19 protein-coding genes are annotated in these 26,665 nt (G+C 66.0%); 13 read left to right on the forward strand and 6 right to left on the reverse strand.

Translation table 11 applies throughout. The features are described 5' to 3' along the window. The first annotated feature begins 13 nt into the window (after window positions 1-13). From RNZ50_21930 to RNZ50_21945, 4 genes are all read left to right on the forward strand, one after another. Entirely contained in the window at window positions 14-1,924 is a 1,911-nt protein-coding gene (locus RNZ50_21930) for a nucleoside-diphosphate sugar epimerase/dehydratase (protein MDT8857654.1), read from the forward strand. 85 nt (window positions 1,925-2,009) lie between these two features. Then, window positions 2,010-4,151 (forward strand): YjbH domain-containing protein, encoded by a 2,142-nt coding sequence (locus RNZ50_21935; GenBank protein MDT8857655.1) that lies wholly within the window; start codon window positions 2,010-2,012, stop codon window positions 4,149-4,151. Then, entirely contained in the window at window positions 4,148-4,834 is a 687-nt protein-coding gene (locus tag RNZ50_21940) for a YjbF family lipoprotein (protein ID MDT8857656.1), read from the forward strand. The genes RNZ50_21935 and RNZ50_21940 overlap by 4 nt, the downstream gene beginning before the upstream one ends. Before the next feature lie 109 nt (window positions 4,835-4,943). Beyond that, window positions 4,944-5,201, forward strand: a complete 258-nt coding sequence (locus tag RNZ50_21945) for a hypothetical protein (protein MDT8857657.1) — start codon at window positions 4,944-4,946, stop codon at window positions 5,199-5,201. 67 nt (window positions 5,202-5,268) lie between these two features. Here RNZ50_21945 and RNZ50_21950 read toward each other — a convergent pair whose 3' ends face one another. The 3 genes from RNZ50_21950 to RNZ50_21960 all read right to left on the reverse strand — a co-directional run bounded on the left by RNZ50_21950 (window position 5,269) and on the right by RNZ50_21960 (window position 12,281). Then, a complete protein-coding gene (locus RNZ50_21950) occupies window positions 5,269-9,090 on the reverse strand; it encodes a translocation/assembly module TamB domain-containing protein (protein MDT8857658.1) in 3,822 nt (1,273 codons plus the stop codon). Next, window positions 9,090-10,841, reverse strand: a complete 1,752-nt coding sequence (locus RNZ50_21955; GenBank protein MDT8857659.1) for an autotransporter assembly complex family protein — start codon at window positions 10,839-10,841, stop codon at window positions 9,090-9,092. Before RNZ50_21955 ends, RNZ50_21950 begins: the two co-directional genes overlap by 1 nt. A gap of 162 nt (window positions 10,842-11,003) precedes the next feature. Continuing rightward, a complete protein-coding gene (locus RNZ50_21960) occupies window positions 11,004-12,281 on the reverse strand; it encodes an ROK family protein (GenBank protein ID MDT8857660.1) in 1,278 nt (425 codons plus the stop codon). Window positions 12,282-12,494: 213 nt separating this feature from the next. On the opposite strand from RNZ50_21960, the gene xylF reads away from it, so the two are divergent. The 5 genes from xylF to xylA all read left to right on the forward strand — a co-directional run bounded on the left by xylF (window position 12,495) and on the right by xylA (window position 18,406). Then, window positions 12,495-13,517 (forward strand): D-xylose ABC transporter substrate-binding protein, encoded by a 1,023-nt coding sequence (xylF, locus tag RNZ50_21965; protein MDT8857661.1) that lies wholly within the window; start codon window positions 12,495-12,497, stop codon window positions 13,515-13,517. A gap of 99 nt (window positions 13,518-13,616) precedes the next feature. Then, entirely contained in the window at window positions 13,617-14,912 is a 1,296-nt protein-coding gene (locus tag RNZ50_21970; protein ID MDT8857662.1) for a sugar ABC transporter permease, read from the forward strand. A 4-nt stretch (window positions 14,913-14,916) separates the two neighbouring features. Further along, a complete protein-coding gene (locus RNZ50_21975) occupies window positions 14,917-15,672 on the forward strand; it encodes an ATP-binding cassette domain-containing protein (GenBank protein ID MDT8857663.1) in 756 nt (251 codons plus the stop codon). After that, a complete protein-coding gene (gene xylB / locus RNZ50_21980) occupies window positions 15,672-17,108 on the forward strand; it encodes a xylulokinase (GenBank protein MDT8857664.1) in 1,437 nt (478 codons plus the stop codon). The genes RNZ50_21975 and xylB overlap by 1 nt, the downstream gene beginning before the upstream one ends. After that, on the forward strand, window positions 17,105-18,406 hold the full coding sequence (gene xylA / locus RNZ50_21985; GenBank protein ID MDT8857665.1) for a xylose isomerase: 1,302 nt from the start codon (window positions 17,105-17,107) through the stop codon (window positions 18,404-18,406). The genes xylB and xylA overlap by 4 nt, the downstream gene beginning before the upstream one ends. 36 nt (window positions 18,407-18,442) lie before the next feature. Here xylA and RNZ50_21990 read toward each other — a convergent pair whose 3' ends face one another. Further along, a complete protein-coding gene (locus tag RNZ50_21990) occupies window positions 18,443-19,264 on the reverse strand; it encodes a YihY/virulence factor BrkB family protein (protein MDT8857666.1) in 822 nt (273 codons plus the stop codon). Window positions 19,265-19,398: 134 nt separating this feature from the next. Here RNZ50_21990 and mgrA point away from each other — a divergent pair, with 134 nt between their 5' ends. Further along, window positions 19,399-20,430, forward strand: a complete 1,032-nt coding sequence (mgrA, locus tag RNZ50_21995) for an L-glyceraldehyde 3-phosphate reductase (protein MDT8857667.1) — start codon at window positions 19,399-19,401, stop codon at window positions 20,428-20,430. Between the two features lie 135 nt (window positions 20,431-20,565). Here the strand turns inward: mgrA and ubiG are convergent, their stop codons facing one another. Next, window positions 20,566-21,309, reverse strand: coding sequence for a bifunctional 2-polyprenyl-6-hydroxyphenol methylase/3-demethylubiquinol 3-O-methyltransferase UbiG (gene ubiG / locus RNZ50_22000; protein MDT8857668.1), 744 nt, complete (start codon window positions 21,307-21,309; stop codon window positions 20,566-20,568). Window positions 21,310-21,370: 61 nt separating this feature from the next. On the opposite strand from ubiG, the gene pip reads away from it, so the two are divergent. Then, window positions 21,371-22,342: a prolyl aminopeptidase gene (pip, locus tag RNZ50_22005; protein ID MDT8857669.1), complete on the forward strand. Its 972-nt coding sequence runs from the start codon at window positions 21,371-21,373 to the stop codon at window positions 22,340-22,342. A 43-nt stretch (window positions 22,343-22,385) separates the two neighbouring features. Here the strand turns inward: pip and RNZ50_22010 are convergent, their stop codons facing one another. Beyond that, entirely contained in the window at window positions 22,386-24,161 is a 1,776-nt protein-coding gene (locus RNZ50_22010) for a calcium-binding protein (protein ID MDT8857670.1), read from the reverse strand. Window positions 24,162-24,325: 164 nt separating this feature from the next. Here RNZ50_22010 and istA point away from each other — a divergent pair, with 164 nt between their 5' ends. Together istA and istB are read left to right on the forward strand one after the other, a co-directional pair. Beyond that, a complete protein-coding gene (istA, locus tag RNZ50_22015) occupies window positions 24,326-25,864 on the forward strand; it encodes an IS21 family transposase (protein MDT8857671.1) in 1,539 nt (512 codons plus the stop codon). A gap of 12 nt (window positions 25,865-25,876) precedes the next feature. Beyond that, window positions 25,877-26,638: an IS21-like element helper ATPase IstB gene (istB, locus tag RNZ50_22020; protein MDT8857672.1), complete on the forward strand. Its 762-nt coding sequence runs from the start codon at window positions 25,877-25,879 to the stop codon at window positions 26,636-26,638. Window positions 26,639-26,665 lie beyond the last annotated feature (27 nt).

A 26,665-nucleotide genomic window follows, 5' to 3' on the forward strand; every position in this document is an offset into this window, starting at 1 on the left:
GTTGGGAGTTGCTATGCTCTGGTTCCGAGGCGTGCTGTTCGCATTTGTCGATCGGCTGACAAGGCCCCAGAAGCGCGGCCTTCTTATGCTGGTCGACGTGATCATGGCGCCGCTGGCCTTGTTCCTGACATGCAGCCTCGTCTACAACTCGCTGTTTCCCGAATACATGCTGTTGCGGATGTGGCCGTTCTTTCCGGCGGTCAGCGTGGCGGCGGCCATCATGTCGATCGCGCTCGGCATTCCGCGGATCAAGCTGAACGCCTACGAGGCCGTGGCGATCCTGAAGACGGGGGCTTTCGCGCTGCTGGTCATGGTGGCGTTCGCGGTGATGACCCGTGTGTCGAACGTGTATTTCTCGGGCGGCGGCATCATCCTGTTCGGGCTCTTGCTGTTCCTCTTGTCGTTCGCGATCCGGGTGATCCTGCTTTACGGGCTGCTGTGGGTGCTGCGGCTGGGGCAGCCGCGCAAGCGGGTGCTGATCTACGGCGCCGGCACCACCGGCACGCAACTGGTGGCTGCCCTGCGCGAACACCATTCGATCATGCCCGTGGCGTTTCTGGACGACAACGCCGCCCTGCATTCGACGATCGTGGTCGGCCTGCGGGTCTTCCCCCCAGGCAAGATCGAGTCCATCGTGCAGGACCGCGACATCGACCGGGTGATCCTGGCGATGCCGTCGTTGTCGCCACCCAAGCTGGCGCAGATCGCGCGGAGGCTGCAGAATCTGGGGCTGGAGGTCAACGCGCTGCCGTCCTTCGCGCAGCTGATCGGCGTCGAAGAACTGATCGACACGCTGACGCCGATGGTGCCGGGCGACTTTCTGGGGCGTCAGCAGGTGGGCGAAAGCCTGCCGCAGGGCACGGAAGCCTATATCGGCCGGTCGGTGCTGGTCACCGGCGCTGGCGGCTCGGTCGGGTCAGAGCTTTGCCGCCAGATCCTCGCCTGCCGCCCGCGCCGGCTGGTGATGTTCGAGGTTTCGGAGATCGCGCTTTACACCATCGACCGCGAATTGCGCGACAGGGCAGAGGATGCCGGGGTCGAACTGATTCCGGTGCTGGGGTCGGTCACCGATTCCCGCATGGCGCGGATGGTGATGGTGGATCACGACGTGAACGTGGTGTTCCACGCGGCGGCCTACAAGCATGTCCCGCTGGTGGAAAGCAACCCGATTGCCGGGCTGGCCAACAACGTGCTGGGCACCAAGACGCTGGCCGGTGCGGCGGATGAATGCGGGGTGGAACGGTTCATCCTGATTTCCACCGACAAGGCGGTGCGGCCGACCAACATCATGGGCGCGTCGAAGCGGCTGGCGGAACTGGTGGTGCAGGATCTGGCGAAGCGGTCGCGCAACACGGTGTTTTCCATGGTGCGGTTCGGCAACGTGCTGGGGTCTTCGGGGTCGGTGATCCCGCTGTTCAAGGACCAGATCGCCCGCGGCGGCCCCGTGACGCTGACGCATGAGGATGTGACGCGCTACTTCATGACGATTTCCGAGGCTGCCCGTCTGGTGCTGCTGGCCGGATCGTTTGCCCATGCGGGCGGCCCGCGCGGGGGCGATGTCTTCGTGCTCGACATGGGCAAGGCGGTGAAGATCCGCGATCTGGCCGAACAGATGATCCATGCCGCGAACTACACCGTGCGCGATGCCGCCAACCCCGACGGGGACATCGAGATTCAGGTGATCGGCCTGCGCCCCGGCGAAAAGCTGCATGAGGAGCTGCTGATCGGCAAGGGCCTGCTGACCACACCGCATTCCAAGATCCTGCGGGCGCAGGAAAGCAGCCTGTCGGAACTGGAGATGGCCTCTGCGCTGCGGGCGCTGCGCTCGGCCATTGCCGTGGGCGATGCCGCAGCCGCCTGCGCCGTGGTCCACGACTGGGTCGAGGGCTACCAGCGGCCCGAAAAGGTTGCGGCTGCGCAATAGCCGGCGCGCCTGTGCCGATGAAGGTTGAAAAGAATTGTTCCCCCCAGTCGGCGCCCGTATGGTGACCCGAACTCACGAGGTGGCCATGTCCCGGATCTTCAGATTGTCCTCCGGCCGGATTCCGGCAGCAACGGCCGCGGTCGCCCTGCTGGTCGCATCTGCTGCCGCAGCGGAAACCACACCCACGGCGAATCTTCTGGGCACGGCCGGCCTGATCGACATGCCATCGGGCGAATCGATGACGGATGGCGAGGTGACGGCAACGGTGTCCTCCTTTGCCGGCATCAACCGCATGACGCTCAGCTTCCAGATCACGCCGCGGCTGTCGGGCAGCTTCCGCTATTCCGGCGTCAAGGATCTGAACTATGCCGGGTTCGTCGATTACTACGACCGCAGCTTCGATCTGCGCTACCGGCTGCTGGACGAGGGGCAATGGCTGCCCTCCGTCTCGGTCGGCCTGCAGGATTTCGTGGGCACCGGGATCTATGCCGGCGAGTATCTGGCGGCGACCAAGACCTTCGGGCCGAACCTGAAGGTCACGGCCGGTCTTGGCTGGGGCAGGCTTGGCAGCTACGGCGACATCGGGTCGCCCTTCGGAGGCCGGCCAAAGCCGGATTTCGGAGGTGGCGGCAAGCCGAACTTCGACCAGTGGTTCCGCGGGCGGGCGGCCCCCTTTGCCGGGATCGAATGGCAGGCAACCGACAGGCTCGGCTTCAAGGTCGAGTATTCGTCCGACGACTACACCCTTGAATCCGGCACCAGGGCGGTGTTCGACCGCCAGTCGCCTTTCAACTTCGGTGTCGAATATCAGGCGTCGAAACGCCTGCGTCTGGGCGCCTACGCCCTTTACGGGTCTGAGCTGGGGCTTTCGGCGTCTTTCTCGGCCCGACCGAACGAGGCGATGACGCCCTATCGTTACCCCGCGCCAAATCCGGTTGCGCCGCGCCCGTCGCGCGCCGCCGCACCCGAGGCCTGGTCGAACGACTGGGTGACGCAGGCCGACGCGCCGCAGATCCTGACGCGGAACATGGAGCGGCAACTGGCGCTTGACGGGCTGGTGGTCGAGTCGCTGACCGTTAGCGAAACCACCGCCGAATTGCGCTTCCGCGACAAGCAGTTCGATGTGCGCCCGAACGCCATCGGCCGTGCGGCGCGGGCGCTGGCGACCAAGATGCCCGCCACGATTGAGACGTTCCGGCTGGTTCCGGTGGTGGACGGCCAGCCGACCGTTGCGGTGACGGTGCGCCGGTCCGACCTCGAACGGCTGGAAACCGCACCGGATGCAACCGCAGCGATGTGGGCCGCAACCCGTGTCGAGGATGCGGGCGGCCTGCCCGCCGTGCCGCCCGCCGAAGGGCTGTATCCGAAGTTCATCTGGTCGATCGGCCCCTACGCGCGGACCAGCTATTTCGATCCGAAGCAACCCTTGCGCTACGAGGTCGGCCTGCGGGCGAGGGGCAGTCTGGAAATTCAGCCGGGGCTTGTGCTGGCGGGTTCGATCCGCAAGCCCGGGTTCGGCGACATTGACGACAGGGTGCCGGGCAGGGGCGCCTGCAATCCGGCGAGGGATGCCCATCCACCCAATGTGCGGACCGACTACGCCTGTTACGACCGCGAGGGCGATCCGGGGATCGAGCACCTTACGCTGACCAGGTTCTTCCGCCCCGGCGAGAATCTCTACGCCCGCGCCACGGTCGGCTACCTTGAACCGATGTATGCCGGTGTGTCGGGCGAGCTGCTGTGGAAGCCGGTGGACAGTCGGCTCGCGCTGGGGGTCGAGGTCAACTATGTGCGCAGCCGGGACTATGACATGATGTTCGGCCTGCTGGATTACGGCGTCGCGACCGGCCATGCCTCGGCCTATTACGACATGGGGCGCGGCTACACCGCTCAGGTGGATGTGGGCCGCTACCTGGCCGGCGACTGGGGCTCCACCGTGTCTCTTGACCGCAGATTCGACAATGGCTGGCGTGTCGGTGCCTTTGCCACGCTGACCGACATGTCGTTCGACGATTTCGGCGAAGGCTCGTTCGACAAGGGCATCCGTGTCACTGTTCCGCTGACCTGGCTGACAGGCCAGCCCAGCCAGACCACCTACAACACGACCCTTCGCCCGGTGACCCGCGATGGCGGGGCTCGGGTGGATGTGCGTGACCGGTTGTTCGACCGGGTCCGGGGTCAGGACGCGCACACCTATGAAGCGCAGTGGGGGAGGTTCTGGCGATGAAACCGATCTTGGGGCTTGCCCTGGCAGGGTTGCTGGCGCTTACGGCCTGCACCAACGACAAGCAGAGCGTCGGCAGCATGGTCCAGTTCTCGAACATCGTGCGCGATCAGGCGTTGGCGCGCAAGGCAGTCAAGGCCAGGGCGGCCACCTCCACCGCGCTGACTGTCACGCGGGATCAACTGGCCGGGATCAGCGCGCCGCTGACGCGGGTCAGGATCGAAAAGACCAACACCTTTTCGCTGCTCTATGTCGCGCAGGAGAAGGAAGGGCACCGGATCTGGTTCAGCCCCGACAATGTCAGCCTGGCGATGCGCGCCGGCGTGATTGATGCCACCCGCGGCCTGGGTCACGACCTTTTTGCGGTCGAAGCGCCGGGCCTGTTCGCCCGCCTTTCGACGCGGGTCACCACCGGGTCATACACCCGCATCCACAGCGTGCTTGACGGGTCCAACCATATCGTGAAGCAGGCCTACACCTGCCGGATCATCGACAAAGGGCCGGAAACGGTCGTGATTCTCGATCGCGGCCACGCGACGCGGCATCTGGTTGAAACCTGCGAGGGGCCGGCCGGAACGTTCGCCAACGACTACTGGCAGGGCGCTTCGGATCGGGCGATGTGGGTTTCAAGGCAGTGGCTTGGTCCAGAAATCGGGCATCTGTTCCTTGAACGGCTGATAGAGTGACCAGTTTCACGCAGTGAATCGCCGCAACGGGTTCGGGCGCAAAGAATGTTGCCTGAAGGGGGTCCGTGAGTTATACCAAAATCTAGGTTTCAAAATTGGGGTTCCAGCCATGAAAAAAGTCTTTGCCATTGCGTCCGCCGCTGCGCTCGCAACTGCCATGTCGACCAGTGCTTACGCGCAGGTTGCTGAAAGTGGCGCGACCGGCACCAGCCTTCCGCCCCAACTCGCCAGCCTCGTTGGCGGCGCCGGTGGTCTGTCGGTTGGCGTGATCATCGGTATCGTCGTGATCGGCACCCTGCTGATCGTGACGATCCTGAACGACGACGGCACGACGACCACGACCACGACGACCGCCCTGCCGTCCTGATCAACGCGCGGCGTGAGCTTCAATGACGGGTCCTTCGGGGCCCGTCATTGCATTTGTGCCCTGCCTATCAGTAGTTCTTTTCCAGATAGACTCCGATGCCGGTGTTGCCGTCGCTTCCGGCGCTGCCGCGCACGGTGACTGACCGGGTGACATCCAGATTCAGGTTTATCTCGCTCTTGCCCTGCTGATCGACGATGATTTCGGTATAGAGGTTTTTCGACAGGTAGCGTCCGGCCCTGACCGAGGCCCCGCCGTTTTCGTCGGTCATAAGATCCAGATCGTCCAGCCCGAAGCCCTGACGCAACTTGCCCACGATCCCCTCGCCGCCGCGACCTGCCAGGTTGGCGACCGCCCCGGCAAGCTGCGCCGCCTGAAACGGCGACAGCGAGTTCAGCGCACGCCCGAACAGCAGCCGCGCCAGCACCTCTTCTTCGGGCAGCGGCGGGCTGGAGGCAAAGCTGACCACAGGCTCGTTCGCAGGGCCGGTGAGCAGCACCGAACTGGTTATGCCGTCGCTTTCATTGGAAGCGGCAATCTGAACGTAGGGAACGAAATCGCCTTCAAGCTGCAGCCGCGCCTGCGTCAGGTCGAGCCGCTTGCCCAGGATGTCGAGCCGGCCACGGATCAGGTCGAACGCGCCGCTGGGGACCACCGCGGCGGTGGTGCCGCCCAGCCGCAATTCGCCGCCGAGTTCCGCATCCAGCCCGCGACCGCGGATGAACACCCGGTTCGGCGCCAGGATCACCAGATTCAGCGGGTATGGCCGACGGCTGACGCTGCCGGTTTGCTCGCCATTCTCGCCCAGCAGCCCGGCCCGCACGCGGGTCGCGCGCACCGCAGCCGGTTCACCGACGTGGTCCAGCCCCGGCAGGGCGCCGACGCCACCCAGCCCGGTGGACGGGATGCGCAATTCGGTTTCGGTCAGCGTGATCTGTCCGGCGATGACGGCCCCGCCGGCCAGCGCGCCGCGCAGGGTCACCGCGCCATTCGCAAGGGTTTCGAACAGTGCGGGGTCTTTCAGCACCGCGCGGCCCAACGTCACCGTCAGATCGGCGTCATAGGGGGCGGTCAGCCCGATGCTGCCGGCCATATCCAGGCCGCCGCCCGCATCGACCGCGCTGGTGGCGGAAATCTGCGCCCGCCCGCCCGCCAGATCGGCCCGCGCCTCGACCCGTTCCAGCGCGATGTTCCGCCCCGCGTCGGTGACCCGGCCGCCCGACAGTGTCACCGGCCCCGAAAGCGATGCCAGCGCCAGCGGCCCGTCCAGCCGCAGGTCGAAGCGCAGCGGCCCGGAAACGGCGCGCGGCTCGATGAAGGCATTGGCGAGCGCCGCCTGCGCGGTGCCCTGAATCGCAAGGTCCGCCTGCGCCAGATCCTGAGACACGCGCCCGGCCACGGTCGCCGCAATCTGCCCCGGCCCGGTGCCGCGCAGATCGACCTGGTAGCCCTGCGCATCCTCGACCGCCGTGCCGGTCACCGTCAGCACGCCGGGAAAATCTTCCAGAACCAGCCCCAGATCGGCAAGCCGCGCCGAAAGCGTCACCTCGCGCCGGTCGCCGCTGACGATGCCCTGCACCTCTGCGGTCAGGGCCGGGTTGGCAAGGCTGGCGTTGCGTATCCTGATCCGGCCATCGGCAATGTCGACCGCGACCGCCAGCCGGCTTTCGCCCCGCAGTAGCCGGTCGGCCTGCGCCTGCCCGACGGCAAGGCCGGTGCCGGTGGCGTTCAGCGTCAGGCTGCCGTCCTCGGGCGTGCCGACGAAACGGGCCTGCCCGCTCAGCGCGCCGCGATAGCCGCCGCCCAGCGCCGCAAGATCGCTGAACGCCAGATCGGCGGTCACGTCGCTGCCCGAGGGCGCCAGCGCGCCGCGGGCATTGGCCTTCAGTGTTGCCGCCGTGACCACCAGCGAGCGCAGGTCCACCGTGCCGTCGGCAATCGCCGCCTCCAGCACCACCTGCGACGGGCCGCGCAGCAGCGCATCGACCTGCGGCTGACCCATGGCCAGCCCGTCGCCGCGCGCATCCAGCGTCACGGTACCGGCCTCGGGCGTGCCGATGAAGCGGGCCTGCCCTGTCAGGCTGCCCCGGTAGGCCGCGCCCAGCACCGAAAGGTCGGCAAAGGCCAGATCGGCGGTCACGTCGCTGCCGTCGCTGGCGATCCGGCCGCTGCCGGTTGCGGTCAGGCTGGCCGCGGTGATGTTCAGGCTGCGCAACAGGGTGCCCTGCGTGTCGCGCAGGATCGACGCGGCGATGCGCGACGTGCCTTGCAGCAGGCGGTCAAGCTCGGGCTGGCTGAAGGAAAGATCGGTGCCGCTGATCACCGTCTCGATGTCGAAGCTGCCTGCCAGCAGCGCGGCTTTGCCCGAAAGGTCGATCTGGCCCTTGCCCGCCAGCGCCCGCCCGGCCAGACCGGAGGCGCGCGAGAGATCGTCAAACCGTGCCTGCGCAGTGCCGGTGACCGCAAGCCCGCTGGACAAACCGTCGATCCGGGCATCTGCGGTCAGCCCGTAACCGCTGCCCAGAAGCGTCAGGTCCGACAGATCGACCGTGCCCTGCCCCTGTTGCCAGCCGAGGTTCGCCTTGCCGGTGATCGCATCGCCCAGCGCCTGCGCGGTGGCCGGATCGGCCGGAACCAGCCCGCTGGCAGCAAACTCCAGCGCCGCCGTCACCGCCATCATGGGCGAACGGGTGATCCGGCCGGCGGCCTCTATCTGCACCACGTCGGCACTGAAGTCGGCGCGGTTGAGGCCCAGCACCGCCACGCTGCCCTGCCAGGCGTCACCCTTGGATGCATCGAAATCCAGCGCCAGATCGGCAGATTGCACCCGGGTTTCCACGTCCGTGGTCAGGGGCAGCAGCACCTCCCCCCCCTCGGCCAGCCCCAGCGTGCCGGTCAGGGCAAAGCTTTGGGGCAACCCGTCCGAGGCCAGCCGCAGCGCGCCCTGCAGCTGCATGGCGCGGGTGGCAAGGCGCAGCGTCTGCAGGTCCAGCGCGCCATCGGCCGCCCGGCTGCCGGCCACGGCCAGCGTCACGTCCGGCCCGAAGAAGGTCGCGTATTCCGGCAGGAACAGCGGTGCCATGTTGCCGCCAATGTCGGCGCGGAAGCCCAGGGCACCCGCGCCATCGCCGGTCAGGGTGACGGTGCCCGCCAGCCGGTCGGTGCCGTTCGAGGCCAGCGCGATGTTGGCGGCAAACGACTCCAGCGGGCCATCGCCCTTCAACGTCAGCGCCACGGCCGGCGCGCCCGGCAGGCCCAGCAGCGTGGTGGCCAGACCGCCGACACCCTCGGCAGCCTCCAGGTCCAGCACCAGTTGCCGGGTTTCGTTGGCGTAACCCGCGTTCAGGACAAACCTGCCCTCCGGCCCGTCGTCCGTCCGTTCCAGTGTCAGGGTGGCGGTGCCCTCGCCGCCCGAAAGCTGCATCGCCGCCGTCACCCGGCCCTCGACCGGCTGACCCAGCAGGGTTTCGCCCAGCACCACCCGCTCTGCCGCGATCTGCCCGATATCCACAGACACCGGCAGGTCGGGCAGCGCAAAGCCGCGCGCCTCGGGCGAGGGCAGGCCCTCTTCGCCGCCATCGGGCGCGCGTGCCACGATGATCTCCTCAGCCGTCAGTTCGTTGACCAGAACCTGCCCCCGCAGCAGCGCGGCACGGCTCCAGTCAAGCGACACCCCGCGCAGGGTCAGCCAGACGCCGGTGGCATCGGCAATCGTCAGTTCTTCGATCGTGGCGCGGGACGACAGCGCGCCCGCAAAGCCGGTGATGATGACCTGACGCCCCGCGCCGGACAGGTTGTCCTCCAGCAAGGCCGTAAGGTATCCGCGGTCATCCTGCGCCTGCGCCGCAAAGGGCAGCAGCATCAGGGCCAGTAGGGTAAGTAGCCACCGCATCAGAAGGATTGTCCTATGCCGACGTAAAGTTGCACGCCTTTGCCGGTATCGCCCGCCACCGGCCCCGCCAGATCGACCCTGATCGGGCCAAACCCGGTGTCATAGCGCACGCCCAGCCCGGCCCCGGCGTGAAAACCGCCCAGATCGTCAAAGAAATCCAGCGCGCCGACGTGCCCCGCATCGACAAAGCCGACGATGCCGATCTTGTCGGTGACCTTGGCGCGCACCTCGGCCGAGGCGCCCAGGAACGCCGTGCCGCCGATCTTGAAATCGGCGCGCAGCACGTTGACGCCCAGCGACTGGTAGGGCTGGCCCCGCACCGTGCCGCCGCCGCCCGAGTAGAACAGGTAGTCGCGCGGCGTGCCCAGCAGGCTTGACCCCAGCACCGCCCCGGCCTGCACCCGGCCTGCGAACACCACCGGGCGCTCTGACCCGAAGCTGCGGTAGGCGCGGGCATCCAGCTTCATCCGCACCCCGGAATCGGTCGTGCCGAACCCCTGGAAGGGCATGACCTCGGCTTCGACGAAAATGCCCTTGTGCGCGTCGAGCTTGACATCGCGCGTGTCCCAGATCGCGCCAAGCGGCAGCGACAGGTTGCGGTAGGTGTAGTCGCCGGTAAGGTCGTCGACCCCGGAGATGCTGTATTCCAGCCCCGCCGTGCCTGTCAGCGTGTCGGTGAAGAAATGGCTCAGCGTCATGCCGATTCCGGCCACGTCGGCCAGATAGTCGGCCTCGTCCAGATGCGCGACCTCGACATGGAAGCCCAGCGTCGTGTCGGCGGTGAAGGTGGCCGGGCGCGACAGCGTCAGACCCAGTGCGTAGTCCTCGCCGCTTTCCTGTGCGCCGATGTTGGCGACGTTGCCCTTGATCTCCAGACGTTCGGCCCCGCCCAGCAGGTTGCGGTGCAGCCACGATCCGGTCACCGACAGCCCGTCAAGCGTCGCCAGTTCGGCCCCGAAGCTGTAGCGGCGGCGCTTGTCCTCGACCACGGTGGCGGTGATGCCCAGAAGGTCGGGGCGGGTGATGTTCTCGTCCTCGGTCAGCGTGACCGAACGGAACACCCCGGTGCGGCGCAGCCGTTCGGCGCTGCGGGCCAGATCTCTCGGGCTGAACGCCTCGCCTTCGGGCAGGCCCGCGATGGCGCGGACGCGGGCTTCGCGCATCCGTTGCTGGCCGGTGACGGTCAGCGGGCCGAACCGCAGCCGAGGGCCGGGGGTCAGCGCCACCTCGGCGGAAAGCGTGGCGTTGCGGTGATCGGCGGTCAACGACTGCGCGCCGGGCGCGGCCTTGGCGTGACCCGCCTCGCGCCAGCCGTCCACCCCGGCCGCCACCGCATCCTTGATCAGCCCCGACCGCGCCACCCCGCCGACCACAAAGCCGTCGGGCAGCGCGGTGTCGGGGGTCAGCGGTGCGACGCGGGCGCGGGAAAAGGCGAATGCCGGGCCGGGCTGCACCTCGACGATGATCTGCCGGATGGTCTTGGGCGCATCCAGCGGCGGGATGCCTGCCGCCTCGCGCCCGTCGACCAGCACGCGAACCACCGGCGAATAGTGCCCGGCGGCATAAAGTGCCCCCACAAGGCGGCCATACTCGGCCAGTGCCGCGGCGAAAAGATCCTGAGGATCGCTGACCTTCTCGCTTTGCGCGGCCACCAGAAGCGAGGCCGACCGCAGATCGGCCAGCAAAGCCGCATCGGCACCGGGCGCGCGAAACTCGAATGATTCAAAGGCGTAAGCGGAAGGCCCAGCCATCAGGCCGACGCCCAGGCCGACCATCAGGCCGCACGCGGTCCTCAGACGGAAAACGGCCACTCGAACCCCCAGCCCCCAACGTTTTCCAAACTATTGCAGGTTGTCCATACCGGGGCAATGCGCCGCACGGCAGGCGCGCACAAATGCGCGTGTGCTGTGGTGCTATTGTGCCGCAATGTCCCGCCCGGGCGACAGCAGCCCCTCGCTGATCGCGGAAAGCGCCAGCGCCGCCGCCCCGTGCGCCCACAGAAGGTCGCCCCAGGCGTGGATCTCGATCGGCGGGCGCGGGCGGCCGGTGACGATGGCCAGGTTCTCCATCTCGGCCAGGGTTTCGGCGGCATAGAGGTAGTCGTAGCGCATCCGTTCGCCCGACAGGATGATCAGCGCCGGGTCGAACAGGTTGACCACATTGGCCAGCCCCACCGCCAGATAGCGCCCAGCCCGGCGGAAGATCGACCGCGCGGCGGTGTTGCCCGCCTTGGCGTGGTCGTAAAGGCTTTCCAGCAGCACGGCGATCGACTGGCCTTCCTTGTGGTTCCAGTTCAGCGCCGTGGTCGCCTCGCGCGCCAGGGCATAGTCGGCGACATAGGCCTCCAGGCACCCGCGCTGGCCGCAGCGGCAAAGCGCGCCGTCGAGTTGCACCTTTGTGTGGCCCAGCTCCATCCCCAGACCCCGCGCGCCGCGATAGATGCGGTGGTTCAGCACGAAGCCCATCCCCACGCCATGCTCGATGGTCACCACCGCGAAATCCGACAGCGCCCGCCCGGCGCCGAACCACAGCTCGGCCAGCGTTACCAGATTGGCGTCGTTGTCGATCTGCACCGGCAGGCATAGCCGGGCCGAGGCGGCGTCGGCCAGTTTGACGCCGCGTTCATGCAGCACTGGCGACCACAGCACGGTGCCGCTGGCGCAATCGACAAAGCCCGGCACGCCCAGCCCCACCGCCGACAGGTCCGCCCGGGGCATCCCCGCCTTGGCGCAGACCCGGTTCAGCAGGGTTTCCGTCGATTCCAGCAGCGTCGCCAGATCCATCGCCCCGGGGCGGCGCGGAATGGTGTCGTCGGCGATCAGGTTGCCCGCGAAATCGACGATCACCGCGGTATGCTCGCGGTCCGACAGCTTCATCCCGGCCACGCGGTAGGCCGCCGCCCGCACCCCCAGCGCCACGGCAGGCCGTCCGCGCCCGGCGTCGCTGTCGCGCGGCACCGCGACCTCCTCGATCAGCCCGGCCTCGATCAGTTCGGATGTGATGGTGGTGACAGACGCCGGCGAGACGCCCAGATCCTTTGCCACCTGCACCCGGGCGATCAGCCCCGCCGCACGCACCCTCTCGAACACCTGCTGCCGCATCGGGCGCAGGGTATCCGACAGCGGCGGAATCAGCGGCCCGCAGCCCCGTGCCGCCACGGACGAGACTTCCTTTGGCAGCTGCGGCATCATTTCTTTGGTGCGCAAACAAAAAACTCCACAGTTCAGGCGAACGCTGCCCGGAAAATGCTGCAAAGCAGCATGAACCGGCTGCATTTCCGGGCTTTTCCAACTTGCCGCACCATTTTTATTTTGACAACTGAAATTATTAGCGGCAGGTTTCGCGGCGTGCCGACGAATCTGTCGGACCGGCCGTCGCAGGCCGCATCCATAGGGAGGATAGACATGCGTAAATCCATTCTGGCCGCCGTCATTGCCGTGACCGGCTTTTCTTCGGCCGCACTGGCCCAGGGTCTGACGGTCGGCGTAAGCTGGTCCAACTTCCAGGAAGAGCGCTGGAAGACCGACGAAGCCGCGATCAAGACCGCGCTGGAAGCCGCCGGTGCGTCCTACGTTTCGGCCGATGCGCAGTCGTCCTCGGCCAAGCAACTGTCCGACATCGAATCGCTGATCGCCCAGGGCGTCGATGCGCTGATCATCCTCGGGCAGGACACCGCAGCCGTGGTGCCCGCCGTTCAGGCCGCGGCCGACGAGGGCATTCCCGTCGTGGCCTATGACCGCCTTATCGAAGACCCGCGCGCCTTTTACCTGACCTTCGACAACGTCGAGGTCGGCCGGATGCAGGCCCGTGCCGTTCTCGCCGCCGCGCCGAAGGGCAACTATGTGATGATCAAGGGCTCGAACACCGATCCCAACGCAGATTTCCTGCGGGGTGGCCAGCAGGAAGTGCTTCAGGCCGCCATTGACGCGGGCGACATCACCATCGTGGGCGAGGCTTACACCGACGGCTGGCTGCCCGCCAACGCCCAGCGCAACATGGAACAGATCCTGACCGAGAATGCCAACAAGGTCGATGCGGTCGTAGCGTCGAACGACGGCACCGCGGGCGGCGCCGTGGCGGCGCTGACGGCGCAGGGCATGGTGATTCCGGTCTCGGGGCAGGACGGCGACCATGCCGCGCTGAACCGGGTTGCGGCCGGCACCCAGACCGTTTCGGTCTGGAAGGACGCGCGCGAGCTTGGCAAGGCGGCGGCCGAGATTGCCGTGGCGCTGGCAGGCGGCACCGCGATGGACGCGATCCCGAACGCGCAGAAGTTCACCACCCCCGGCGGCAACGAGATGAACGCCGTGTTCCTCGCCCCGATGCCGATCACCAAGGACAATCTGGCCGCCGTGGTCGATGCGGGCTGGATCACCAAGGATGCGCTCTGCCAGGGCGTGACCGCAGGCCCCGCCCCCTGCAACTGATCGCGACCGCGACCCTCTGAACGGCTGCCCCGGCGTTCCCGCCGGGGCCACCCTTCACGCCGCGCCGCCGATGCGGCCCGTTTCCACAAAGGAAATCCCATGACCCAGGCGGCAACCCATTCCCCCCAGACCGAACCCCGGCGCAGCCTGCTGCAGCAGCTTGAAATCGACACGCGGCTCCTGGGGATGATCGCGGCCTTTGCCCTGATCTGCGCCGTTTTCTTCTTCGTGACCGATGGCCGGTTCCTCTCGGCGCGCAACATCTTCAACCTGACGATCCAGACCGTCTCGGTCGCGATCATGGCCACCGGCATGGTGTTCGTGATCGTCACCCGCCACATCGACCTGTCGGTGGGCGCGCTGCTGGCGCTGTGTTCGGCGGTGATGGGGCTGATGCAGGTGTGGATCCTGCCGACCGCGCTGGGGCTTGGCTTCGGCAACCCGCTGGTCGCCCCGGTCGCAATGGTGGCAGGGCTGGCGACCGGCACGCTGGTCGGCGCGTTCAACGGCTGGCTGATCGGCTATCAGCGCATCCCGTCCTTCATCGTCACGCTGGGAGGGTTGCTGGTCTGGCGCAATGTCGGCTGGTATCTGACCTCGGGGCGGACGCTGGGGCCGCTCGATCAGACGTTCCTGCTGTTCGGCGGGTCGGAGGGCACGCTGGGCGCGCCGCTGTCCTGGGCCGTGGCGGGTTTGGCCTGCGTTGCCACCGTCTGGGCGCTGCTTCGCGGCCGCAAGGCCAAGCAGGCCCACGGTTTTCCGGTGAAACCGATGTGGGCCGAGATCACCATGGCGGCGATTGCCTGCGGGGCGATCCTCGGCTTCGTGGCGATCCTGAACGCCTATCAGGTGCCCGCCGCCCGCCTGCGCCGCATGTTCGAGGCGCGGGGCGAGGTGATGCCCGAAGGCTATACCGAAGGCTTCGGCCTGCCGATCTCGGTCCTGATCCTGATCGTGCTCGCCATCGGCATGACCATCCTTGCCCGCCGCACCCGGCTTGGCCGCTACATCTTCGCCACCGGCGGCAACCCGGATGCAGCAGAACTTTCAGGCATCAACACTCGCGCGCTGACCGTCAAGGTCTTCGCGCTGATGGGGTTTCTCTGCGCGCTTTCGGCCATCGTGGCGCAGGCCCGGTTGCAGAACCACACCAACGACATCGGCAGCCTTGACGAGTTGAGGGTGATCGCCGCCGCGGTGATCGGCGGCACGGCCCTTTCGGGCGGGGTCGGCACGATCTACGGCGCCATACTTGGCGCGCTGATCATGCAGAGCCTGCAATCGGGCATGGCGATGGTGGGGGTGGACAGCCCGTTCCAGAACATCGTGGTGGGCCTCGTTCTGGTGCTCGCCGTCTGGATCGACATTCAGTATCGCAAGCGCACGGGGGGATGAGAAGATGACCAAAGGCACTCCGCTGGTTGAACTGCGCGACATCTCCATCGCCTTCGGCGGCATCAAGGCGGTCGATCACGTCACGGTCGATCTTCATGCGGGCGAGGTGGTCGGGCTGCTGGGCCACAATGGCGCCGGCAAATCGACCCTGATCAAATGCCTGTCGGGGGCCTATCAGGCCGACAGCGGCGAGATTCTGATCGCCGGCCAGAAGGTTTCGATTGCCAACCCCCGCGACGCCCGCGCGCTGAACGTCGAGACGATCTACCAGACGCTGGCGTTGGCCGACAACCTCGACGCAGCCTCGAACCTGTTCCTCGGGCGCGAACTGGTGACACCGCTGGGTTTCGTCGATGACAGCCGGATGGAGGCGGAAACGCGCAAGATCATGGCGCGGCTGAACCCGAACTTCCGCAAGTTCAACGTGCCGGTGTCTGCGCTGTCGGGCGGGCAGCGCCAGTCGGTCGCCATCGCCCGCGCCGTCTATTTCAACGCCCGCATCCTGATCATGGACGAGCCGACCGCCGCCCTTGGCCCGCAGGAAACCCAGATGGTGGCCGAACTGATCCAGGAGTTGAAGCGGCAGGGGCTTGGCATCTTTCTGATCGAGCATGACATCCACAACGTCATGAAACTGTGCGACCGGGCCAGCGTGATGAAGAACGGCCAGCTTGTCGGTACGGTGAACGTGGCCGAGGTCACCGACGACGACATTCTGGGCATGATCATCATGGGCAAGAAACCGGCAAAGGCCGCGTGATGTTCATCGGTCTTGATCTTGGCACATCCGGCCTGAAGGGCATCCTGATCGACGAAGATCAGCGCGTGCTGGCCGAGGCCACAGCGCCGCTGACCGTCAGCCGCCCGCACGCCGGCTGGTCGGAACAGTCGCCCGCCGACTGGATCGCGGCGGCCGAGGCGGTGCTGGACGCGCTGTCGGCCCATGGTCTGGGCGAGGTGCGGGGCATCGGGCTGTCGGGGCAGATGCATGGCGCGACGCTGCTCGATGCATCGGACGAGGTGCTGCGCCCCTGCATCCTGTGGAACGACACCCGCAGCCATGCCGAGGCGGCGACACTCGACGCCGATCCCCAGTTCCGCCGTATCACCGGGAACATCGTGTTCCCCGGCTTCACCGCGCCGAAACTGCTTTGGGTTCGGGCGCATGAACCGGCGGTCTGGGGCCGCGTTGCCAAGGTTCTGCTGCCCAAGGACTACCTGCGGCTGTGGCTTTCGGGCGAGCATGTCGCGGAAATGTCGGATGCGGCGGGGACAAGCTGGCTCGATACCGGGGCGCGCGACTGGTCGGATGCACTGCTGGCGGCCTGCGGGATGAACCGGGCGCATATGCCCCGGCTGGTTGAAGGCTCGGCCGTGTCAGGCACATTGCGAGCGGAGTTGGCAGCGCGCTGGGGCCTGCCGCGCGGCGTGGTGATCGCGGGGGGGGGCGGCGACAATGCCGCCTCGGGCGTGGGCGTCGGTGTGGTGCGGGCGGGCGAGGCGTTCGTATCGCTTGGCACCTCTGGCGTGCTGTTCGCCGCCAATGACGGCTATCAGCCCGCGCCGGAAACGGCGGTGCATACGTTTTGCCATGCCCTGCCGGGCACCTGGCACCAGATGGGGGTTATTCTGGCCGCCACGGATGCGCTGAACTGGTATGCCGGGCTGGTGGGCCAGAGTGCCGCCGCGCTGACCGGCGGGCTTGGCACCTTGCAGGCTCCGTCCGGGACGCTGTTCCTGCCCTACCTCGGCGGCGAGCGCACGCCGCTGAACGATGCCGCGATAAGGGGCGCCTTTCTCGGGCTGGAGCATGGCACCGACCGCGCCGCGGGCACCCGCGCCGTGCTGGAGGGCGTGACCTTCGCAATCCGCGACTGCCGCGACGCGCTGGCCGCCACCGGCACCCGAATTGAGCGGCTGATCGCCGTCGGCGGCGGCTCGCGGTCCGACTACTGGTTGGCCGCCATCGCGACCGCGCTGGATTGCCCAGTATCGCTGCCCGCAGCCGGCGACTTTGGCGGCGCCTTCGGGGCCGCGCGTCTCGCCCTGATGGCGGCCACCGGCGCCGGTGCCGAAATCTGCACCCTGCCGCCCATCGCACGGGTCATCGACCCCGACCGCAGCCTTTCTGCCGCCTTCGATGCGGGCCACGCTCGTTATCGCGCCGCGCAAACCCTTCTCAGGAACCTGCCATGACCGATTTCTTCAAGGACATCCCCGCCATCACCTATCAGGGCGAGGCGGCCACCGGCGATTTCGCCTTCCGCCACTACAACCCCGACGAAATGCTGCTGGGCAAGCGGATGGAGGATCACCTGCGCTTTGCCGTCGCCTACTGGCACAGCTTTGCCTGGCCCGGTGGCGACCCGTTCGGCGGCCAGACCTTCCAGCGTCCGTGGTTCGGCGACACCATGGAGCTTGCGAGGCTGAAGGCCGACGTGGCCTTCGAGATGTTCGACATCCTCAACGCGCCGTTCTTCTGCTTTCACGATGCCGACGCCCGGCCAGAGGGTGCCACCTTCGCCGAAAGCAAGCGCAACCTCGAAGAAATCGTCGACTACTTCGGCGAGAAGATGGAGGGTTCGCGCACGAAACTGCTGTGGGGCACCGCCACCCTGTTCTCGCACCGCCGCTTCATGTCGGGGGCGGCCACCAACCCCGACCCCGAGGTGTTCGCCTATGCCGCCGCCACGGTGAAAAGCTGCATGGATGCCACCTTGACGCTCGGCGGCGCCAACTATGTGTTGTGGGGCGGGCGCGAGGGCTACGAGACGCTCTTGAACACCGACCTGACGCGCGAGGCGAACCAGATGGGCCGCTTCCTGCAGATGGTGGTCGAATACAAGCACAAGATCGGCTTCAAGGGCGCAATCCTGATCGAGCCGAAACCGCAGGAACCCAGCAAGCACCAGTATGACTACGACGTGTCCACCGTCTACGGCTTCCTGCGCCGCTTCGGGCTGGAGAACGAGGTCAAGGTGAACATCGAACAGGGCCACGCCATCCTGGCCGGGCATTCCTTCGAGCACGAGATCGCCACCGCCGCCAGCCTCGGCCTGTTCGGCTCGATCGACATGAACCGCAACGACTACCAGTCCGGCTGGGATACCGACCAGTTCCCCAACAACACCCCCGAAATGGCGCTCGCCTTCTATGAAATCCTTCGGGCGGGCGGCTACACCACCGGCGGCACCAACTTCGACGCCAAGATCCGCCGCCAGTCGCTCGACCCCGAAGACCTGATCCTCGCCCATGTCGGCGGCATGGACACCTGCGCCCGCGCCCTGAAGGCCGCAGCCAGGGCGCTGGAGGACGGCCATCTGGAATCCGCCCGCGCGGCCCGCTACGCCGGGTGGAACACGCCCGACGCGCAGGCGATGCTGGGCAGCAGCCTGGATGCCATCGCCGCCAATGTGCTGGCGCGCGGCACCAATCCTCAGCCCCGGTCTGGGCGGCAGGAACGGCTGGAAAACCTGTGGAACCGCTACGTCTGACGGCCGCCCCGGAGTGCCCGCCAACCGGCGGGCGCCTCAGGCCCGCCCTGCAACCGGCTCTGCAGACGGTTCGAGAACGGGCAGTTCGGCATTGACGGCGGCCCCCAGCAGCACCGACCAGACACTCAGATACAGCCACATCAGCAGGGCGATCACCGCCCCGATCGAGCCATAGACCCGGTTGTAGCTGTTGAAGTTCGCAAGATAGGTCGAAAGGGCAATCGACACCAGCGCCCAGACCAGCGCCGCGGTCACCGTGCCGGGGCTGATCCAGGCATTGCGCACCTGCGGCGTGTTGGGGCCGAAACGGTAAAGGATGCCAAGACAGGTCATCACCAGCACGAACATCGCCACCCATGGCAATGCGGTCAGCAGCCAGACCCCCACAGGACCAAGCGACAGGAACGAAAGGATCAGCGGCACGATCACCACGGTCGCCAGCGCCAGCAGCATCGCCGTGATCAGCGCCAGCGTCAGGATGATATCCATCGCCCAGCCCCACAACAGGCCGCGCGGATCGGATCGCTGCACCACGCCCATGCCCTGGATCAGCGCCGAAATCCCGGCCCGCGCCGAATAAAGCGCGATGCCGACCGACAGCGCGGTGGCCCAGCCAAGCTGTGCCGTGGGCGTCGACAGCAGCGCGTCCACCTGCCCATGCACCAGCATGGCCGCATCCGCAGGCAGGAACTCGTCCGCAACCTGGACATAGGTTGAAATCACCGACGGGTCGGACACCAGGCTCCAGATCGCGATGGTCGCCGTCAGGCCGGGGAAGACCGCGAAGATCGCGTAGAAGGCCACCCCGGCCGAGATCAGGCCGAAGTGGCTGGTCTGCATCCTCGTCCAGACGGCCATGAAAAATCGCCATATGCCTTGCGCACGTTTCCGCATGAAATCCCCTTTCCTGCGCACCTTTACGCACAACGCCCAGACCCGCAACTTGTGCCCAACATTTTCCTGTGTTCAGTTAGCGCCAACAGGAGGCACCCATGACCTACACCCCCGCCGAAGACCGCTATGGCCGGATGAGCTATCGCCGCTGCGGACGTTCGGGCCTTAAGCTGCCCGCCGTGTCGCTGGGCCTCTGGCACAACTTCGGCGGCGACACGCCCCATGCCACCAAGCGCGCGCTGTGCCAGACCGCCTTCGATCACGGCATCACCCATTTCGACCTTGCCAACAACTACGGCCCGCCGCCCGGCAGCGCCGAAACCGCGTTCGGCGAGATCCTGCGCACCGATTTCGCGGGGCTGCGCGACGAGCTGATCATCAGCTCCAAGGCGGGCTACGACATGTGGTCGGGCCCCTACGGCGAATGGGGCTCGCGCAAGTCGCTGATCGCCTCGTGCGACCAGTCGCTGAAGCGGATGGGGCTCGACTACGTCGACATCTTCTATTCGCACCGCTTCGACCCCGACACGCCGCTGGAGGAAACCATGGGCGCGCTCGACCACATCGTGCGGTCGGGACGGGCGCTCTACGTCGGTCTGTCCAGCTACAACAGTCGCCGCACCCGCGAGGCGGTGGTGATCCTCAAGGCCCTCGGCACCCCCTGCCTTATCCACCAGCCAAGCTACAACCTGCTGAACCGCTGGGTGGAACAGGACGGGCTGAAGGAAACGCTGGCCGAGCTTGGGGTCGGCTCCATCGCCTTCACCCCGCTGGCGCAGGGCATCCTGACGCGGAAATACCTGAACGGCATCCCGGCAGGCAGCCGCGCGGCGCAGGGCAAATCGCTGGCCCCCGAAACCATCACCCCGCGAGCGATCGAAAGCGTCCGGGCACTGGATGCGCTGGCACAGGCCCGTGGTCAGACGCTGGCCCAGATGGCCATCGCCTGGGTGCTGCGCGGCGGCGGCATCACCTCGGCGCTGATCGGGGCGTCGAAACCCGAGCAGATCACCGATTGCGTCGGCGCGATCGCCAATCTGGAGTTTTCGGCCGAAGAACTGGCCCTGATCGACAGCATCGCCGCCGAGCAGGACATCAACCTCTGGGCGCGCTCGTCCGAGACGAACTGACCACTGGCCGCCCTTGCGGCATCTGCCGGGCCTCCGGCGGGGATATTTGGGCAAAGATGAATGCGCGATCTTTCATCTTTGCCCAAATATCCCCGCCGGAGGCTCTGTCTTCCCCACGGGTGCGGCGCCGGGGCGTCAGGCCCGCTTCACGCTGGCGGTGACGTAGTTCACCGACAGGTCGCGGGCAGACAGGCTCCAGCTCCAGGTCACCGGGTTGAACACCATGCCCTTGGCGTCCACCTGATGCAGGCCCGCGCGGGCGATCAGGTCGGCCAGTTCGGCCGGGGTGATGAACTTGCGCCAGTCATGCGTGCCCTTCGGCAGCCAGCGCATCACCCATTCCGCGCCGACAATCGCCATGGCAAAGCTTTTCGGATTGCGGTTCAGGGTCGAGCAGATCATCAGCCCGCCGGGTTTCAGCAGCGCCCGGCAGGCGGTCAGGTAGGCCAGCGGGTCCGAGACATGCTCGACCACTTCCATGTTCAGCACCACGTCGAACTGTTCGCCCGCCGCAGCCAGCGCCTCGGCCGAGGTGTGGCGGTAGTCGATCGCCAGCCCCGACTGTTTTGCGTGCAGTTCGGCCACCGGAATGTTGCGCGCCGCGGCGTCGGCCCCCACCACATCGGCCCCGAGCCGCGCCATCGGTTCCGACAGCAGGCCACCGCCACAGCCTATGTCCAGCAGCCGCAGCCCGGCGAAGGGGTGGGGGGCCGACAGGTCGCGGTCGAACTCGGCGGCGATCTGGGTGGTGATGTAATCCAGCCGGCACGGGTTCATCTGGTGCAGCGGCTTGAACTTGCCGTGCGGGTTCCACCACTCGGCGGCCATGGCCTCGAACTTGGCAACTTCTGCCGGGTCGATGGTGGTTTGGCTGTTCATGGCGAACTCCTTGCGGTTTGGCCCGTGGAAAGGCAGGGTTGCGGTGTTATATAGGACGAACATGGACCACAGATCAGGCCAAAAGCGCGCAGCAGAGTTTCTTTATCCGCCGGTCGATCCGTTCGACCAGCGCGTGATCGACATGGGCGATGGGCATCGCATCTATGTCGAGCAGGCGGGCAACCCCGAGGGCGTGCCGGTTCTTGTTTTGCATGGCGGCCCGGGCGGCGGGTGCAGCCCGGCGATGCGGCGCTATTTCGACCCGCAGGTGTTTCGCGTCATCCTGTTCGACCAGCGCGGCTGCGGGCGATCGCGGCCCCATGCCAGCGTGGTGGCCAACACGACCTGGCATCTGGTGGAAGATATCGAGGTGATCCGCCGCACGCTTGGGGTGGAGCGTTTCATCGTTTTCGGCGGCAGCTGGGGGGCGACGCTGGCGCTGATCTATGCGATCTCGCACCCCGAACGCGTCGTGCATCTGGTGCTGCGCGGGGTTTTCCTGATGACGCAGGCAGAGCTTGCGTGGTTCTACGGCGGCGGGGCGGGGGCGTTCTTTCCCGAGCTTTGGGCGCGGTTTCTGGAACCCATCCCCGAGGCGGAGCGCGGCGACCTGATCGCGGCCTATCACCGGCGGCTGTTTTCCGGCAACCTGATGGAGGAAACCCGGCTGGGGCGGATCTGGGCGAACTGGGAAAACGCGCTCGCCTCGGTTTCCAGCGACGGCGGGGTGGGCGAGGGGCCGGCCGACTACGCGCGCGCTTTCTCCCGGCTGGAGAATCACTACTTTCGCCACGCGGGGTTTCTGGAAAGCGACGGCTGGATCGTGGCGAACCGGGGCCGGATCGCACATATCGGGGCCGATATCGTGCAGGGCCGGTTCGACATGATCTGCCCGCCGGTCTCGGCGTGGAAACTGGCCGATGGCTGGCAGGCCGCAAGGCTGCATCTGGTTCCGATGGCCGGGCACGCGCTGTCGGAGCCGGGAATCTCGTCACAACTGGTGCGGGTGATGGACGGGTTGCGGGGGGTGTGACCCCGCGAGCGGTTGCCCCGGCCGATTGGCCGGGGCACGGCGTTCAGATGAATGCGATGCACTCGGCAAGACCGTCGGTCGTCGTAACGCCCAGTAACCGGATGGAGCCATAGCTCCCGAAATCGAACACCACCGAAGTGCCATCCACTTCGGCAAACCGGTCCACGACCTCTTCTGCCGACAGGAACTTGCCGTAAAGGTGGTCGAGGACCAGCCTGTCTTCCGCCACCGAGAAATCGGTGATCCTGTCATGGCCGAACACGTTCTCGAACTCCCTGTAGCGGTCGAAGAACATGAAATCATCGGCTCCGGCGCCGCCGGTAAGTGTGTCGTAACCTGTGCCGCCATCCAGTCGATCCGCCCCGGCACCACCAAGCAATTTGTCATTGCCGGTGCCCCCCCGCAGCGAGTCGTCGCCGCCAAGGCCGGACAGAATGTCGTTGCCGCCATTGCCAGACAGCCGGTTCGCCACACTGGACCCGGTAAGCCGGTCATTACCGGCACCGGAAAACGCGTTCTCAATGCTGATCAGAACATCAATGCCCATACCGGTATTTTGCGGGCCGGTCTTGCCAAGATTGACCTTCACATTCGGCGCGGTGCCGTCATAGGAATAAAAGCCCACACCATCAGTGCCCTCGCCACCGTTCAATGTGTCGCGGCCATATCCGCCTTCAAGGTAATCATTTCCGCTTCCGCCCAGCAGCAAATCATTGCCGCCGGAGGCGTACAGGTCGTCATTCCCGGAAAGACCGGCAAGAAGATAATTGCCGGGGCCGTTAAACGGGCTTTCCAGCAGGTCATTCCAGAAATCGTCATAGGCGTCCGATGTCGGGTTGTCGCCAAGAATGATCTCGTCGAATGCCCTGCCGTCAACGGTCAGAATGTCCTGCTCATCCGCAAAGAAGTCGGTCGCGGTCAGCACAACGATTCCTGCCGCATCCTCGACAGTCACCCGCGTCAGATCAAGCCCGCCGACCAGGGCCGGATCGAACGGCTGGCCAGACTCGAGAAGGTTCGACAGATTGTACAGCGACCGAACGGCATCTCCCAGATTGTCCGCGAACGTGCCCTGAAGCCGGATAGTGATGCCATCGACCGCCAGGCTGACCTCGGATATGCCGAACTTCAGATCGAAGATCGTCTTTGCCCCGTCCATGAATGTCACGTCGGTGACGCTCATCTTTTCCAGCTTGTTGAACAGGGCGTTCCGTTCCCTGTTGGTCAGTTCGTCGATGTTTGCTATGCCTGCGAACAGGTCGCCCAGTCCGAAGACGCCCGCCAGGGTCTTGGGCGTGGCCCCCTCAAGGACCAGCGACTGCGCACCGGATGTCAGGGTGTATCCGTTAGTCCGGATGCCGATTTCCAGAATCTCGGCCCCTTCCCGCAGCAGTTCAACCTTGTTCAGGGTGCCGGTCGCTACGCCCCTGTCGAGGGCACTTTGCAATTGTGGCAGACTCGAAATCGGGCCGATGCCGCTGCCGCTGATGCGCACTTCGTAGTTCACGTCTACGAACCTGTTCGACTCGGGATCATACTCCGTCCCGAAAGCGGAGAACCGGATCAGCGACGACGACAGTTGCAGCAGGACCAAGTCTTCCGAGTTGATGTCTATGGCTGCGACCTCGGCCGCGAAATCAAACTCCACGCCACCCGAGCCGGAAGATGCACCCATGCCTTCAAGGGCATCAAAAAGATTGCTGTTGATCACTATACGCGTCATTTCTTTCCTGACATAGACGTTGGCACCAAAAATGCGGCACTCAGTAGGTGATTCTGAATTGGGACGACAAGGGCTAAATATCATGTCGATTCTCATCTGTTTATTCGGACTTGCGTGTTTCGCTTGATGGTGGGCATCGATTTCACGGGATCATGGGCAGTCATTTCGCGTGAAGCTGGGCACTGATTTCGCGGGATCGCGGGCAGGTCTGGTCGGCAAATTGAGGATAGTTGCGCCTTCAGGAATGAAGGGGTGGCTTGATGCCGACAGGACGATTGAACATGCGCCGGATACGAGATGTTTTGCGATTGAAGCTTGGGCAAGGCCTGAGCGAGCGGTCCATTGCCGCTTCCCTCGGTCTGAGCAAGGGGAGCGTCGGAAGCTACACCCAACGGGCGCGTCATGCCGGGCTCACGTGGCCCTTGCCGGAGGGGATCGATGACGACAGCCTTGAACTTCTTTTGTTTCCAGCCCCGCCCACGGTGCCGGACGCGGAGCGGCTTGTGCCCGACTGGGCGGAGATTGACCGCGAGTTGCGCCGCCCTGGGGTGACGCGGATGCTGCTCTGGGAAGAATACCGTGCCGCGCACCCCGGGGGTTTTGCCTATACTTGGTTTTGCACGCATTACGAGGCTTGGAAGGGTCGGGTGCGCCCGACGATGCGCCAGACACATGTGGGCGGCGAGAAGGTGTTCGTCGACTTTGCCGGCGACACCATCGACGTGATCGACCCCACGACCGGCGAAGCGCGGGCCATGAAGCTGTTCGTGGCGGCAATGGGGGCATCGAATCACACCTATGCCGAGGCGGTGGCATCGGAGGGGTTGGAAGATTGGATCCTCGCGCATATCCGGATGTTCGCCTTTCTGGGCGGCGTGCCAAAGGCGGTGGTTCCGGACAATCTGAAGTCCGCCGTGATCAAGGCAGACCGGTTTGATCCGGGGCTGAACCGGACCTATGCCGAGATGGCGGCGCATTATGGCACCGCCGTTCTGCCCGCCCGGCCGCGCAAACCCCGGGACAAGGCGAAGGTGGAAGTGGCTGTCCAAGTGGCACAACGCTGGATTCTGGCGCGGCTGCGGAACCACCGGTTCTTCTCATTGGCCGAGTTGAACGTGGCGATCCGGCGGCTGCTGGACGAGTTGAACATGCGCGTGATGCGCGGCTATGGCGCCAGCCGCGCCGATCTGTTTGCCACTTTGGATCGGCCCAATCTTCAGCCCCTACCGCCCGAACCTTATGTCTTCGCCCGCTGGAAGCGCGCCCGCGTGGCACCCGACTATCACGTTGAGGTCGACAGCTCATGGTATTCCGTGCCCTTCGCGCTGATCAAACAAGAGGTCGATGTTCGCACAAGCGGCCAGACGGTCGAGATATTCCATCGTGGTCAGAGGGTTGCGAGCCACGTGCGCACCCCGGGGCGGCGCAGCCATGTCACCGTGGCCGACCATATGCCATCGGCCCATCGTCGCTTTGCCGAATGGACCCCGGCCAGAATGCTGGCGCAGGCAACCAAGACCGGCCCCGCCGTCGCCGCCTTTTGCGAGATGGTGATGGCTGACCGCCCCCATCCTGAACAGGGGTTCCGCACCTGCCTGGGTGTGCTGGCCTTGGTCAAAACCTATGGGCCGGAGCGCGTTGATGCGGCCTGCCAGCGGGGTGTGACCATCCGGGCCCGCACCGTCACCTCCATTCGTTCGATCCTCAAGACCGGCCTCGATCGCGCCTTCCTGGAAGGCTCCGAAGAGGTCGCCCCCCTCCAGCACGCCAACATTCGTGGCGGCAGCTATTACCATTGAGAAAGGACTAAAATGCTGACCCATCCCACCCACGACCGACTGTTGGCGCTCGGCCTGACCGGCATTGCATCGGCGCTCGAAGAACAACGCAGGTCAACCGCCTTCGACGCCCTCTCGTTCGAAGAGCGTCTCGGCCTGCTGGTCGACCGCGAGGCTGCAGAGCGCGACACCAAGAAACTGGCCTCCCGGCTCAAGTTTGCGGCTCTGCGCCAAGATGCCAGCGTCGAGGATCTGGACCTGCGCAGCCCACGTGGTCTTGACCGCAGTGTCATGGCGCATCTTGCCGATGGCGGCTGGATCGCCCGGCACGAGAACCTGCTGATAACCGGGCCGACCGGTTTGGGCAAAAGCTGGATCGCCTGCGCCCTTGGCCACAAGGCGTGCCGGGATGGGCGGCCCGTCCTCTATCAACGTGCGCCGCGCATGTTCGAGGCCCTTGCTCTGGCCCGTGGCGATGGCCGCCATGAACGCATCCTCAAAACCATCGCCCGCATGGATGTGCTGATCATTGACGATTGGGGCCTCGCCGTCCTCACCGCCCCGGAGCGCCGTGACCTGCTGGAAATCCTCGAAGACCGCCACGGCCGCGCTTCCACCATCGTCACAAGCCAACTCCCCGTTGACCAGTGGCACGAAGCCATCGGCGACCCAACGCTCGCAGATGCCATCCTCGACCGCCTCGTTCACAACGCACACCGCCTCACCCTCTCAGGTGAAAGCCTGCGCAGGCGCTCCGCCGTCACAAAAAAGCTTGACCAAATCGTTCAAGCCTGACTCCATGAAAGCGTCGGCCAGCCTGCC

It is taken from the genome of Paracoccaceae bacterium Fryx2 (assembly GCA_032334235.1).
Lineage (GTDB): Bacteria > Pseudomonadota > Alphaproteobacteria > Rhodobacterales > Rhodobacteraceae > JAVSGI01.